Source organism: Nocardiopsis codii, from assembly GCF_036327455.1.
GTDB classification, from domain to species: domain Bacteria; phylum Actinomycetota; class Actinomycetes; order Streptosporangiales; family Streptosporangiaceae; genus Nocardiopsis; species Nocardiopsis codii.
On sequence record NZ_JAUZMY010000002.1, the window covers coordinates 172252 to 185348 of the forward strand.

A 13097-nucleotide genomic window follows, 5' to 3' on the forward strand; every position below is an offset into this window, starting at 1 on the left:
TCAGGAATCCCCTAGTCGATGTTGGTGCTGATCGGGCCGTTGACGCAGTCGCCGGTGGTCTGCGGCGAGAGGATCGGCACGTTGACGCCGATCAGGCCGACGGCGGCGCTGGTGTTGCAGAGCTGAACCGGGACCAGCTGGAGGTTCTGGTTGTACTGCTGGTCGCCACCGTGCGAACCGGAGGCGGAGGCCGGGGATCCGGTAAGGACGACACCGAGAGCGGCACCAGCGATGAGACCGGCAACGCCGAGCTTGCGCAGCATTGAATTACCCTTCAGTGGAATGTGGAATATCGTCGCGGTCGGACGAATTACCGGAACTAGCTGATGTTGGTGCCGACAGGGCCGTTCACGCAGTCGCCCGTGGTCTGCGGCGACAGGATCGGCACGGTCACGGCGACCAGACCGACGCTGCCGGTCAGGTTGCAGGACTGGATCGGGACCAGCTGGAGGTTCTGGTTGAACTGCTGGTCACCACCGTGCGAAGCGTGAGCGGGAGCCCCCATGAGGAGAACGCCCATCGCGGCACCGGCGACCAGGCCAGCAGCGGCCAACTTCTTGATCATGTTTCCCCCGGGAAATCAATACGGGTGCTGACAGAAAAAGACTCAGGCGCTTGTTGCACCTGTGTCGCGGTGGACTGGGGCAATCATCATCCGGCCCCTGTTTTTTGTCAACGCCGAAACCCCGGAATCACTTTGTCCATATTGTCGCGAGAATTCTTTTTGTTTCGTTCGCGAATATATCCATTGGCGCTCTTTTTGTGCGACACGCACAAAGGCCTGACTCCCGGACAAGGGGTGGCCGTACCGGCGAAGTGGACACACCCGCCGCTAGCACCACACGAGCGACGCGACCCGAACCCCGGAACACCCGGAGGATCGGAGAAACCGCAGTTCAGGGCCGAGTCGACCGAGCACCCGCCAACCGATGGAGGACCCTTCGAGGCAAAGAAACCCCGTTACCTCCCCGTGTCCTTACCGCGATGAATTCGCGATCGCCCGAATCCCCGACCCCCGAGGGCCCGGGGCCACAACACCCGAAACCGCCCCGGGGCCCGTCGGCCGCACGCCCCACGGGCTGCGGGACCGCGCGAGCGCCCGGAACCCGCGGAGGAGCCGGCTGCGAGCCGAAGGGGCGTGGAGATGGCCGTGCGGGCCGGAAGGGGCGAGGAGGGCCTGTGGGGGCCGGAAGGCCGTCCGGAGGAGCCCGGGACGGCCTCAGGCCGCCAGGACCCCGCCCCGGGCGGCGGGGCGGCGGGGCGGCGGGGCGACTCCGGAGTGCGGGACCCGGACACACGACGAGACCCCGGCACCTGATGGTGCCGGGGTCTCGATCCCACTGTGGCAGGTGAAGGATTCGAACCTTCGAAGGCTAAGCCGACGGATTTACAGAGGTCTCCCACTTCGAGCCCCTTAGGCATCCTGACCTGGTCATACGTCCGCTTCAGGGCGTGTCCCGTCGCAGCCGTCCCGCCAGGGTCCCGAAACAGGCCCTCAGGCGGCCTCTCGGCGCAACGATCGGGAGCACGATGGATCACCCCGGAGCGACTCGGTTCGTCCACCAGAAGCCATCTCAGAGAGACGTTTTGTGATCTACGCCACTACCCCTCTTCCCTGTCGACTCCCGCCGACGGAACGGGCCGGCACCCGACCCTCCTGTTGTCGGTGCGCTTCCCTAGGCTCGATCTCGTGGACGAGACCATGATCGAGATCCTTGACCTTCAGAAGCAGTGGAGCGCCAAGAACACCGAGGCGATGAAGAGCCGCGGGGTTCTGGTGCGCAAGACATTCGCGCATCAGCTCCGTCAGCACATCCCGGCCTTGGCGACCGCACTGGGTGTGCCTGAGCCCGAGGTGGATGTGGAGGGGCGTGACGGAACAGGGCTGAAGACGGAGGTCCCTTGGACTCGGGTCTACCTCCCAGAACGTTCTCCCCACGCAACGGAGGGTTGGTACCTGGTCTACCTTTTCGGCGCCAAGGGGGACCGGGTCTACCTGTCCCTGATCCAGGGCACCAGCCGCTGGACAGGTGCGCACTTCGAGGCACGCAGTCCCAAGGAACTCGTGAAGCGCGTGGCATGGGCCCGCCCACTCCTGAAGGAGCTGCTCACCGAACGCGACGACCTCGTTGAAGCCATCGACCTCCAATCGGAGAATTCGAAGGTGGCCCCTCGATACGCGGCGGGCAGCGTGATCGCGATCGAGTACGACCGGTCCGACATGCCGGCTGAGGCCACTCTGGTCGAAGACCTGCTGTACATGGCCCGTCTCCTCCGCGCGATCCACCATGGGGAGGACACGGCTTCTCACGTACCGGGGGACGCTCCCCCCGAGGTGTTGGACGCCACCGATGCGGCTGCCAAGACCGCCGGACGTCGGACGAAGGCCGGCAAGGGCCAAGGGTTCCGGCTGAGCGCTCATGATCGGCGGGCGCTGGAGTTGCACAGCGTCGGCATGGCCACCGCCTACTTCGAAGCCGACGGGTGGACAGTCAAGGATGTCGGGGCCAAGGAGTCCTACGACCTGCTGCTGACGCGAGGGGACGAACGCCTGCACGTGGAGGTGAAGGGAACCACGTCGGAGGGCAGCCAGGTGATCCTCACACGCGCCGAAGTCGAGAACCAGCGCAAACTCGCCCCCGCGAACGCTCTCGTGGTCGTCCACTCGATCCACCTGGATCGGAGCGTGTCACCCTCCATTGCGAGTGGGGGGACCCTGCACTGCACTTCACCTTGGGAGATCGAGGAGGAGGATCTGACTGTCGTCTCGTACGTCTACCGTTCGGGCGTTCCTCAGGTCCCCTGACTCACTCTCCTCGCTCTCCCCCAGTTCGCCACCGCCTGGGGTGCCGACCCCGGCCGCAGTGGTGGTGCGTGACGCTGTCGCCCTGAGACCAAAACATCGGTAAGTCGCAGCGATGTCCGCCCTCGGGGAGGTACCAGTCCCCGCCGCAGAACCTGCAGAACCCACAGAACCGACGTTTGCGCACTTCGGAGCACTGAAGCACTGAACCGCAGAACGCCGCAATACTCCCGCAGAACCGCAGATCCCCCTCTTACTGGAGGGGGTTCTGCGGTTCTGCGGAGGTTCTGTGAGGTTCTGCGATTCTGACTCACAGGTCACCTGAACTGGGAGGACGGAGGTTCTGCAGGTTCTGCAGGTTCTGCGGCGGAGATCCAGACATCGCCTGGGCAAGGCAGCTTGATCGACTAACCAGCAAGCTCCTCCGGATCCCGAGCCGTTCTCCATGATGGAGTTGGAAAGTTACTTTCACACAAGATCAAAAGCCCAAAACCTTCTACGAACCCTTTTTGTATCCGCGTGAGCACTCAACGTGTTTTTTGAACTCATCTTGAAAAATTTCTCATGAAGAAGCTGGATTTTTGTCCAGACCTGGAGTCCATCATGCCCCCTTGTACTCTTTTTTCGTGTTTCATCTACCAGCATCGAGTCCTTCGATGCGGTACTTTGTAACAGCCTGCCCGCAAGAAGCGAGCAGAGATTCCCCCTTAGCACAATGGAGCCTGATCCCCTATGGCAAAGACCGTTTTTTTCAGTTTTCACTACCAGCGCGATGTTCACCGGGTTCAGCTCGTACGTCAGATCAATGCACTTGAAGGGCAGCCTCTGCTGAATTCACAGACTTGGGAGGAGGTGCGCCGACAAGGCTCCGCCGCTATCCAAAAGTGGATTGACGATCAGATGGCTTATAAGAAGGCTGTGATTGTTCTAGTTGGCAAGGAAACCGCAGAAAGGCCCTGGGTGAAATACGAGATCGAACGAGCCTGGTCTATCAAAAAGCCCCTTCTGGGAGTTAGGATTCACGGAATCTCTTCCATGGGGGATGTCGACGGCCCAGGTGCCAACCCGTTCGAAAAGGCAGATATCGATGGCGGCCAAGTTCCACTGTTCGACCCGACAGCCATCGGCTTGTCAGGAAAGATCAACTCCCAGGCCACCTACGGAAACATCTCGCGGAACCTTACCTCCTGGTCCGAACAGGGCGCGACCAGGTAGGGTTGCCTAATGACCCACGAGATATGCCCATTCTGCTTGATCGTTCAGGGGAAAGATCCTAGCGCCAGAATCGTCTACGACGATGGCGAGGTTTTAGCTTTCTTTCCACTGAAACCTGCTACTCGTGGGCATACTCTCTTGATACCTCAGCGGCATGTTCCGGATATTTGGAATCTGACTGAGTCAGAGGCTCGGTCCTTGGCTGCGGCTTCGTTGGAAGTATCCCAGGCACTGCGCTCTGCTGTAGACCTCGAAGGCCTAAACGTCATCCAGTCCAACGGCGAAGCTGCCACTCAGACTGTTCATCATCTGCACGTTCATCTGGTTCCTCGTTGGAAAGATGACGGGATGACATTGATCTGGCCGGAGGAGGGGGCCGAAGTGGATGAACAACTAGACCACACGCTCAAGAAAGTCCAAGGGAAAATCCCTCCCCAACTAGCATACGACGTCGATCCCGAGGACCGCCGACAACATCTGTCGTTCATCCAGTCAGTCGTAACGCGTATGTCACAAGCATCGTCTTCCGCCAAGACTTGGCTATTGCCGATTGTAACGGCAGCCTACGGGTATGCCATTACCAGGAATGCAGAAACAGTAGTCCTTCTAGGCCTAGGCGCAGTCCTAGTTTTCGGATTTCTGGATGCCAACTACCTGAAGCAGGAGCGTGCATTTCGAAGGCTTTACGACAAGGTCGCCTCCGGCGCAAGAATTCCGCATTTCTCCATGAACCCTTCACTTGCAGCACCCGACGGGAACCGGGTCAACTACTGGCCGGATCGCGAGGACATCCTGTCCTGGGCGATCGCACCCGTCTATGGACCACTCCTAGCAATAGGAGTTTTCCTCTTTTTCCTGATACTGCTCTGAAGTAAGATCCACACAAGAATATTACTGCCCTACAACAAGATACTCCCGTTGTGAACTCTGACACGGGGGCCATCCTTTACTAGCGCATCTTCAATGCGGATGCCTCGCGCTTCTGGACAAAGCGCGATGGCATCTTCGCACGAGAGCCACTCGGCGAAAATCGACTCGCTACTGGTACGCAACTCTCCTCCAAGTGGCTCACAGAGGAAAGCCAGAGAAACCACACCGAGCTTCATGTTCTTGTAGACGCCAGTGAGCCGGAGAGGCTTCGCCTCAATTCCAGTCTCTTCACGGACTTCCCGCACTACACACTGCTCCGGAGTTTCCTCTAACTCCATCACGCCCCCAGGCGGCACCCAACGGCCGTCGTCGGACCGCTTGATCACAAGAACTTTACCGTCATCAGGGCGGATAACAACACCGGTCACACTTACGCTGTGTCGGGGCGTCTCTTCGGTCATGACTTCGTGTCCTGTTCCCATGCGTAGGTGAGCTTCCACTGAAGAGCAGCCAGGACGTTCAGGCATGTCTCGACGGGGTGATCGTCTTGGTCGAAGGCGGTCCGAAGGATGGCAAATACCGGTTGTCCAGCCGAGATGTTCAGGAAGTCCGCTTCATCCTGCTTGGCCCCCCGGACTTCAATGTCTTCGGTGAAGCGAACTGGACCGAAACCCCGTTCGGCAATTCGTGCGTACATCCCGCTGGGGCCCGTGTCTGGCTTGGCAATATCAACGCCGCCGGCCACGCTCATCGGAATGTAGGAAGCTGCGATCTGTATCGGCTTGTCCTCCGCGTACATGTGCCGCTTGCGCAGCAACGCCTGCTCGGATTCTCCGAGGTGAAGAACCTCAGCAATGTCCGCGGGTGCGTCGACGGCGTCGCACGTGACCAGCTCTGTGCGTGAAGTTCGCCCGGCCTTGGTGAGCTCCTCTGCGAAGCTGCTTCCAGCGGGGCGGCTGCGGTAGTCCTTGTCGATGCGGCGGACTCGCTTGACCGTGGGGACCTCAAGGACGACAGAGCCTTTGCCGTGCTCCGTCCGGATCAGGCCTTCGGACCGGAGCATCGCCATAGCCCGGCTGATCGAACTCTGGTTCAGGTCGTACTCGCGCGCTAGCTCCGGCTGGCTGGGGAGCGATGTTCCCGCTGGGTACTCCCCGCGTTTGATGGCATCGCGCAGCAGCTCAGCCACCTGCTTGTACCGGGCCTTCGGTGCTTCGAGGCTGCCCATCGGGCCTCCGCCTTCCGACATAAGTGTGGACTCCTCACCGTAGCCGGACCATGGCCACGGTGTAGCTACACCACCTCCCCTGCCATGGTCGGACAAGAGCCGAGCAACTTATTGCATATGTCTTGACGCTTATGACATAAGTGCGTACCGTCGAAGACACAGCAACCCGGTGCCCTGCTTCATAGCCGCCAGCAGGGCCCAGGCACCGCTCTGACACCAAGGAGGTTCTGTGCTCAGCACGTCGCAGATCCGTACCGCGATCGGTGAACAGGTCGTCCCCTGCACCGACCAGTCCGATCTCTTCTTCGAGCCCGACACCAGCGACCGGTTCGGCGAAAAGCCCGCCGCCAGGGAGATGCGCGAGCGCTCCGCCCGCACCCTGTGCCTCTCCTGCCCCGCCCGGGACCTGTGCCTGGAACTGGCCCTGCGCGAGAAGCCCGCCGCCGGCATCTGGGCCGGGTTCTCCTCCGAGGAGATCACCGACTACCTGCGAGAGGCCGCCTGACCATGACTACGAACACGGACATGAACACAACCGCCACTCGGTGCTGCGGAACCAGCGTGGGAGCCCGGGTGCGCCGACGCACCAACAACGGCTGGGAGTACCTGCTCATCGGCCGCGCCTGGTGGCCCATCGGACAGGCCCCCGTTGCCGGACACGTCTACGACGCGCACACCGACGTCATCGATGCCCTGGTCGCAGAGATGCACGAGGAGGTCGGTCTGGAAGTCGTCTCCTATGAGCTGCTCCACGAGGTTCGTCTGACCAACCTGTGCATGAGCCTTCCGGCCGCTCCGGTTGCGGGCCACCACTGGTGGCTCTACGACGTGGAGGCTTCCGGGGAGCTGCACCCGGACCCCGAGGAGACCACCGGTGCCCGCTGGGTGTCCGCCGCCGAGCTTCAGCGACTGGCCGACATCACGACCTTCCACGCGCTGGCCGGACGGCCCGCCCGCACCCTGCCCCACGAGGCGCTGGAAGCCGTCTGGGTGACCCACTTCGCCGCGACCGGCGACATCCGCGCCACCCCCGCTGCTCTGGGGGCCGTCGAGCGGCTCTACAGCACCCCGCCGGACGAGTACTGGCTCGGTTGAGCCCCTGTAGCACCTCCGTGTGATGGCGGTGCCGCCCTTCGGGGTGGTGCCGGGACCGCACGGTCCACCCTCGACAACTCGCGAAGGAGCCCCTGTGAGCAGCAAGAAGATCAAGTCCATCGAGACCACCGGCGACGTCACCACGATCACCTACGAGGACGGCACCACCGAGACGCAGACGAAGACCGTGAAGGCCGACCGGATGGACGGCGTCACCATGACGATCCGCCCGCCGAAGGGCTGGGGCCGGAAGTAGCCCGCCCTCCCGTGGCCCCTGCTTCGTAGCCGCCAGCAGGGGACACACCCGCCGCTTGACGCGGCCCCGGCTCGTACCGCCAAGCACCCGCCGGGGCCGCAACTCCCGCAAAGGAGCAGATAGATGATCGCAGACCCGACCGTCTTCGCCGTAGCGTTCGCGGCGTACTTCGCCGCCCACCAGGTGGGCGACCACTGGGTTCAGTCCTCCTGTCAGGCCGCCTCCAAGGGCGGAACCGGGCGGGCCGCCCGCGCCGCGTGCGCCAAGCACGTGCTCTCGCTGACCGCTACCAAGCTGCTGTTCCTCGTCCCCGTGGTGCTGCTGCTGGGGTTGAGCGTGCACCCGTTGGCCGCGGTCGCTGCGTTGACGGTGGACGGTGTCTCCCACTACTGGGCCGACCGCCGCACCACGCTGGCGCGGCTGGCCGACCGGCTCGGACTGGGCAGCTTCTACCGACTGGGCAGCCCCCGCCCCGGACACGACGACAACCCCACCCTCGGCACCGGCGCCTACGCCCTCGACCAGTCCTGGCACATCGCCTTCTTGTTCGTGGGCGCCCTGATCACCGCGATCGGAGGGACCGCCTGATGACCGCTCTCGCTGCCCTCGCGCTGACCGTCCTGGTGCTGCTGGCCGTCTCCGGCGCCGCCACCCAGCTGGCCAAGGCCCGCAAGGCCCTGCGCTCCCGCCGCCGCAAGGCAGCCCGCCGGATGAGCACCGCTCTGGGACCGCAGACCGTGGCCCGCACCCGCCGCAAGACCGCCCAGAAGGGGAACCGCCGATGAGCCTCCAACCCGCTCTGATCGAGGCCCTGCGTACCTGGGCGTCCGGGTACTGCGCCGACCAGGCTGCCGTCGACCTCCTCATCACCCACGAGGAATGGCTCCACCGGCCCGACTTCCACCGCCTCATGGAACCCACGTTCAACGTCAACGGGACGCCGATCACCATCATCGACTGGGAACGGGTCAGCGCCGCCGTGAACGCAGGCGACCTGCCCGCGTCATCCTCCGCCCTGTCGGTGCTGCGCATCGCGCTGTCCCTGGCGGTCGGAGAACCGGTCGACCTCGGAGACGCCCTGACCGGGTTGGACGCCACCAACACCGCCGCCGTCGCCACCGCCGTGGTCACCGCGGCGCAGGCAGACCGGGTCACGGTCACGCTCGCTGCCCGTCAGCTCCCGAGCTGGCTCCGGGAGGGCTGACCGGTGACCACCGCCCACATGATCCAGGCCGTCGGTGTCCTCGCGCTGCTCGCGGTGCTGCTGCTGGCCCTGGTCGTGGTCGTGCTCCGGCTGGCGGCCCTGCCGCTGGCCGGGGCGGCTCTGGCCCTGGACCACACCGCCGCCCTCGTGGCCCGCCCGCTGCCCCCCATGCCCGTGCGCGCTCACCACCAGGAAGGAGGTTCCCGGTGACTTCCCAGCAGGACACCAAGTCCAACCCCAAGCAGGACACCACCACCGACACCGAGACGATCCGCCGCGAGCTGGCCGATGAGCGCGCCACCGCGGAGGCCCGTACCGCCGACCGTCTGGCCCGGCTCAGGTCACGCCAGGACGCGATCCGCAAGGAACGCCGCATACGCCAAGGGGCACTGCGGGAGAAGGCCGCTGACCGGCTGCGCAAGGCCAAAGCTGCCGCAGACGTGCGCGGTACCGCCGAGTCCCGCGCCCTGCGGGTCTCCCGCACCCGCGCCCTGTCCCTGCTCGTGCTGCTCCCCGTGTTGGCGGCCTTCGGGATCTGGTCGACCGCCGGCGTCCACGCCGGGGTCACCGCCATGACCGGCACCGCCGAAGGCACCCCGATGTGGTGGGCGCTGTGGCTGCTGGAACCCGCACTGATCACCGCGGTGGGGTGGATCATCCTGTGCCGTAGCTGGCTGTCCACCTCCGGCGGCGCTCTCGGCGAACAGGCCGACAAGATCATGGCCGGAGCGCTGGGTGTGTCGATCGTGCTCAACGCGATCGGGCACTGGCCGGACGCCCTGTCCTGGCAGGGAGTGGGCGGGTTGGTCGCCCACTCGCTGGGGCCGATCGGCGCCGCCACCACCGCCCACCTGATCGGGCTGATCGAAACCGCTGTCACCAAGGCCAAGCCCACCGAGGGTGCCCCGCTCCTGGACGACCTCGACATCACCGCAGAGCACCCGTCGGAGGGTGGGGAGAGCGCTGTCGAAGGCACCTCGCAGACGACGGTCGAGAGCGCCCCGACAACGCCAGTGGTGGACCGTTCCCGGCTTCCCGAGCGCGCTTTCGAGGTGCCCGCCGGAGCGGTTCAGCTTCCCGTGGTGCGGTGCTCCCTCCCCTCCCCTGGGAAGAAGGCGCCCGCCGCGATCGAGGCCGCTCCCGAGCGCCCCGTTGAGAGCGACCGCCGTTCGGTGCCTGAGCAGGGCAAACAGCGGGTTTCAGAAGCACCCGCCAAGACCCGCTCCGACAAGGGCCGCAAGCTGCCCAAGGCCGCGACTCCGTCTGCCGCTGAGCAGCCCGTCCGGGCGCTCTCGGACGCCGACCTGCTCGACCGACTCGCCGCGATGATCGCCGCCGGGGAGCTGCCCGAGGGTGCTTCCGTGCGCCGCGTGCAGACCGCTCTCGGGTGCGGCTTCGAGCGCGCCAAGCGGGTGCTGTCGATGCGCGAGGAGAGCACCGAGACCGTCACCGCACCCACTCGTCTGACTGCCGTCCACACGCCCGCTGAGGAGAAGGAGAGCGCCGCATGAGCCCGAACGAGAACCCCTTGGAACTGACCGCCCTGGTCGCCCGCGTCATCCACGGCATCAAGCACATGCCCGCCGGTCACCTGGTTCTCCGAGCCGCCGTCCTGGCGGTCTTCACCGCCACGACCGTCTGGGTCTCCACCGGCCCCGACCTGTTCGGCTCCCTGGCCGGGACCCTGCTCACCGCGAGCACCGCCGCCGTCATCTCGCTGGAGCTGTACACCGCCGCGCTGATGTGCGAGCAGGACGCCGATCCCCAGGGCGACACCGACGAGTTCGGGACGGCCGCCTGATGGGTTGGTTGTTCGGCCCCAAGACCTACGAGTCGTTCGTGCAGTCCTACGCCCTCGCAGACGGTTCGTACGCCTTCCAGGCCAGGTGCGAGTGCGGCTACTTCTCTGACGTGTACCTGCACGACCAGGGGTTCGTGGAGGACCTGCGGGAGAACCACGCCGTCACCCACCAGTAGCCCAGTCCGAGTACGGGGCGGCAGCCCACATCCGCCAAGACACGGCTGCCGCCCCACCCCACCAGCAGTGAGGAGCTTCCAGCATGAGCCACCCCGAACCCCACGACGACCGCACTGCCGGTGAGAACGTCGTGGCCTTCCCCACCCGCCCCGCGATCGGTGCCGTCCCCGCCCCCGAACCGGACCGCGTCGAGCGCATCGATCCCGCCGACGTCGAAGTCCTGGACGAGAGTGACACCCAGCTCGTCAAGCGTGTGGACGACCTGCCCGTGGAGAAGGACGGCTTCCTGGAGAGTCGCCGCGCCCGGATCAGCCAGGCCCCCGACCTGATTCCCTCCTACCTGCGCAACCCCGACGAGTTCACGGCCGCAGCCCGGTTCCTGGTCGAGTACTACGCCCGGGTCAGCGCCTACCAGGCCACCCGCTCCCCGATCTACCTGCTCAAGCTGATGGGACGCGCCCCGCGCGGGGCCGGACGGGCCATCGCCGTATGGGGACAGTGGGCCTTCGACACTGAGGCCAACGAACTGCGCAAGTCCGCCGCTGGCAGCTCCCGCACGAGCGAATACATGATGCTCTCCCGTCAGCACACCGCCCGGGTCCGCGCACGGCTCCTCTCCTCCCTGATCGTGGCTCTGGGAGTCACGACCGTGGGCGCCGTGGCCCTGGCCTCAGCTCCGGCCTGGGCGTCGATGTCGGGGATCATCGCGATGCTGGCCCTGTTCGGGGCCGGCGGACGCAAGGCCGACGCCAAGCCGATCATCGACCGGTGGACCTCCCCCCACCTGCAAAGGGCTCTGACCTCCGAGGAGATCAGCGAGGCACTGGACGCCATCGGCATCAAGGGGTCCATCAGCTTCGCCCACCCCATCCAGACCGACGGCCCCGGCTGGCGCGCTGAGATCGACCTGCCCAAGGGGTCCACCTCCGAGAAGGTCATGGACAAGCGCCAGGACCTGGCCGGTGCCATGCGCCGCCCCGTCACCACCGTCTGGCCCAGCTCCGACCCGAACGAACACCCCGCCCGACTCAACCTCTGGGTGGCCAAGCGCGACCCCGCCAAGGAGCCCCGCCGCATCTGGCCGCTGATGAACGGTGGCCAGGCGGACCTGTTCAAGCCCATCCCGCTGGGCTGGGACCCCAGGGGCAACCTGGTCACGCTCAACCTCATGTACTCCAACCTCATCGTCGGAGGCATCCCTGGCTCCGGAAAGACCTCCGCCGCCTTGGCCGTGGCCCTCGGAGTGGCCCTGGACCCCAAGGCCCAGCTCTGGGTCTACGAACTCAAGGGCTCCGGCGACCTGGGATCGGTCAAGCCCGTATGCCACCGCTACGTCTCCGGCGACGACGACGAAGACATCGAGGACACCGTCAAGGGCCTGCGCGCGGCCAACGCCGAACAGAAGCGGCGCAAGAAGTTCATCCAGTCCCTGCCGGTCAACGAGGTGGCCGACGGCCGCCGCACCTCCAAGGAGCTGGCCGCCAAGTACCCCAAGCAGAACCTGGACCCCATGGTCGTCATCGTCGACGAAGCCCAGGAGCTGTTCACCCACGAGGAGTACGGCAAGGAAGCCGAAGTCCTGTGCCGACGCCTGATCAAGAAGGCCCGCGCCTACGGCATCATCCTGATCCTGCTCACCCAGGACCCCGACGCCGCATCCCTGCCCCCCAGCGTGTCCCGCAACGCCGGCACTCGCCTGTGTCTGGCCGTCATGGACTGGCGCGCCAACAACAACGTGCTGGGCACGGGCGCCTTCGCCCGCGGCCTGCGCGCCACCGACATCAGCGCCAACGAGGTCGGCACCGGCATCCTGGCCAAGCAGCGCGACCACTGGACCGTCCGTGCCGCCTTCATCAAGCAGACCGAGGCCGAAGAGATCGGCAAGCGCGCCCTGGCCCTGCGCACCGCCGCCGGGACCCTGACCGGCGAAGCAGCGGGCGAAGAGGTCGAGTACGCCGACACCAGCACCGTGGTCGACCACCTGCGCGCGGTCTGGCCCGACGGCGCCGCCTCTGTGCACTCCCATCGGCTCGTCGAGGCCCTGGCCAAATTCCGCGCCGACCTGTACGGCCCCTGGGTCGAGACCGACAAGCCCCTTGAGGAGATGACCGACGAAGAGGCACGCGAGGCCCGTACCGCCAGCTCCACCGCCCTGACCAACGCGCTCCGGGACCACAAGATCCCCACACGCCAGATCACCATCCGGGAGTGCTGCGGCGGTGCCAAGGGAGTGCGCTACAACGACCTCCCCGCCGAGCGCGCCGACGACGAAGACGAAGCCGACGAATGACTGTCTGAGCCGGTTTCGAGGCAGGGTCCGGTTTCACCCTGAGCCCGAAACCGGTTTCGACCCCGATATCGACCCAGAGGCCCTGTGAGCTGCACTGATTTCGGGTTTCGACCCTCTGCTGACACCCCACGAAGACGCAAAAAATGCGGCCTCGGTGC

18 protein-coding genes are annotated in these 13097 nt (G+C 65.3%); 14 read left to right on the forward strand and 4 right to left on the reverse strand.

Annotation, left to right across the window (positions count from 1 at the left end):
* Window positions 1-11 precede the first annotated feature (11 nt).
* The gene (locus tag Q8791_RS02590; RefSeq protein ID WP_330089915.1) at window positions 12-263 is read right to left on the reverse strand and encodes a hypothetical protein; all 252 of its coding nucleotides are present in this window, start codon (window positions 261-263) and stop codon (window positions 12-14) included.
* Window positions 264-319: 56 nt separating this feature from the next.
* Entirely contained in the window at window positions 320-565 is a 246-nt protein-coding gene (locus Q8791_RS02595; RefSeq protein ID WP_330089916.1) for a hypothetical protein, read from the reverse strand.
* Window positions 566-1690: 1125 nt separating this feature from the next.
* On the opposite strand from Q8791_RS02595, the gene Q8791_RS02600 reads away from it, so the two are divergent.
* The 3 genes from Q8791_RS02600 (at window position 1691) to Q8791_RS02610 (ending at window position 4888) form a co-directional block, all read left to right on the forward strand.
* Window positions 1691-2806 carry an MrcB family domain-containing protein gene (locus tag Q8791_RS02600; RefSeq protein WP_330089917.1) on the forward strand — a complete coding sequence of 372 codons (1116 nt, stop codon included), beginning with the start codon at window positions 1691-1693 and terminating at the stop codon, window positions 2804-2806.
* Window positions 2807-3535: 729 nt separating this feature from the next.
* The gene (locus tag Q8791_RS02605) at window positions 3536-4018 is read left to right on the forward strand and encodes a TIR domain-containing protein (protein ID WP_330089918.1); all 483 of its coding nucleotides are present in this window, start codon (window positions 3536-3538) and stop codon (window positions 4016-4018) included.
* Between the two features lie 9 nt (window positions 4019-4027).
* Entirely contained in the window at window positions 4028-4888 is an 861-nt protein-coding gene (locus tag Q8791_RS02610; protein ID WP_330089919.1) for an HIT family protein, read from the forward strand.
* Between the two features lie 29 nt (window positions 4889-4917).
* Here Q8791_RS02610 and Q8791_RS02615 read toward each other — a convergent pair whose 3' ends face one another.
* Both Q8791_RS02615 and Q8791_RS02620 read right to left on the reverse strand, forming a co-directional pair.
* Window positions 4918-5349, reverse strand: a complete 432-nt coding sequence (locus tag Q8791_RS02615; protein WP_330089920.1) for an NUDIX hydrolase — start codon at window positions 5347-5349, stop codon at window positions 4918-4920.
* Window positions 5346-6116 carry a GntR family transcriptional regulator gene (locus Q8791_RS02620; protein ID WP_330089921.1) on the reverse strand — a complete coding sequence of 257 codons (771 nt, stop codon included), beginning with the start codon at window positions 6114-6116 and terminating at the stop codon, window positions 5346-5348. The genes Q8791_RS02615 and Q8791_RS02620 overlap by 4 nt, the downstream gene beginning before the upstream one ends.
* 229 nt (window positions 6117-6345) lie before the next feature.
* Here Q8791_RS02620 and Q8791_RS02625 point away from each other — a divergent pair, with 229 nt between their 5' ends.
* The 11 genes from Q8791_RS02625 to Q8791_RS02675 all read left to right on the forward strand — a co-directional run bounded on the left by Q8791_RS02625 (window position 6346) and on the right by Q8791_RS02675 (window position 12939).
* Window positions 6346-6621 (forward strand): WhiB family transcriptional regulator, encoded by a 276-nt coding sequence (locus Q8791_RS02625; RefSeq protein ID WP_330089922.1) that lies wholly within the window; start codon window positions 6346-6348, stop codon window positions 6619-6621.
* 20 nt (window positions 6622-6641) lie between these two features.
* On the forward strand, window positions 6642-7211 hold the full coding sequence (locus Q8791_RS02630) for an NUDIX hydrolase (RefSeq protein WP_330089923.1): 570 nt from the start codon (window positions 6642-6644) through the stop codon (window positions 7209-7211).
* Between the two features lie 94 nt (window positions 7212-7305).
* On the forward strand, window positions 7306-7467 hold the full coding sequence (locus Q8791_RS02635; RefSeq protein WP_330089924.1) for a hypothetical protein: 162 nt from the start codon (window positions 7306-7308) through the stop codon (window positions 7465-7467).
* A 123-nt stretch (window positions 7468-7590) separates the two neighbouring features.
* Window positions 7591-8055 (forward strand): transcriptional regulator, encoded by a 465-nt coding sequence (locus Q8791_RS02640; protein WP_330089925.1) that lies wholly within the window; start codon window positions 7591-7593, stop codon window positions 8053-8055.
* Window positions 8055-8252: a hypothetical protein gene (locus Q8791_RS02645; protein ID WP_330089926.1), complete on the forward strand. Its 198-nt coding sequence runs from the start codon at window positions 8055-8057 to the stop codon at window positions 8250-8252. Before Q8791_RS02640 ends, Q8791_RS02645 begins: the two co-directional genes overlap by 1 nt.
* On the forward strand, window positions 8249-8671 hold the full coding sequence (locus Q8791_RS02650) for a hypothetical protein (RefSeq protein ID WP_330089927.1): 423 nt from the start codon (window positions 8249-8251) through the stop codon (window positions 8669-8671). The genes Q8791_RS02645 and Q8791_RS02650 overlap by 4 nt, the downstream gene beginning before the upstream one ends.
* A 3-nt stretch (window positions 8672-8674) precedes the next feature.
* Window positions 8675-8881 (forward strand): hypothetical protein, encoded by a 207-nt coding sequence (locus Q8791_RS02655; RefSeq protein WP_330089928.1) that lies wholly within the window; start codon window positions 8675-8677, stop codon window positions 8879-8881.
* Complete coding sequence (locus Q8791_RS02660; protein ID WP_330089929.1) at window positions 8878-10182, forward strand: hypothetical protein; 1305 nt, start codon at window positions 8878-8880, stop codon at window positions 10180-10182. Before Q8791_RS02655 ends, Q8791_RS02660 begins: the two co-directional genes overlap by 4 nt.
* Window positions 10179-10472 carry a hypothetical protein gene (locus Q8791_RS02665; protein WP_330089930.1) on the forward strand — a complete coding sequence of 98 codons (294 nt, stop codon included), beginning with the start codon at window positions 10179-10181 and terminating at the stop codon, window positions 10470-10472. The genes Q8791_RS02660 and Q8791_RS02665 overlap by 4 nt, the downstream gene beginning before the upstream one ends.
* Window positions 10472-10648 (forward strand): hypothetical protein, encoded by a 177-nt coding sequence (locus Q8791_RS02670; protein WP_330089931.1) that lies wholly within the window; start codon window positions 10472-10474, stop codon window positions 10646-10648. The genes Q8791_RS02665 and Q8791_RS02670 overlap by 1 nt, the downstream gene beginning before the upstream one ends.
* Window positions 10649-10731: 83 nt before the next feature.
* A complete protein-coding gene (locus Q8791_RS02675; RefSeq protein ID WP_330089932.1) occupies window positions 10732-12939 on the forward strand; it encodes an FtsK/SpoIIIE domain-containing protein in 2208 nt (735 codons plus the stop codon).
* Window positions 12940-13097: the final 158 nt, after the last annotated feature.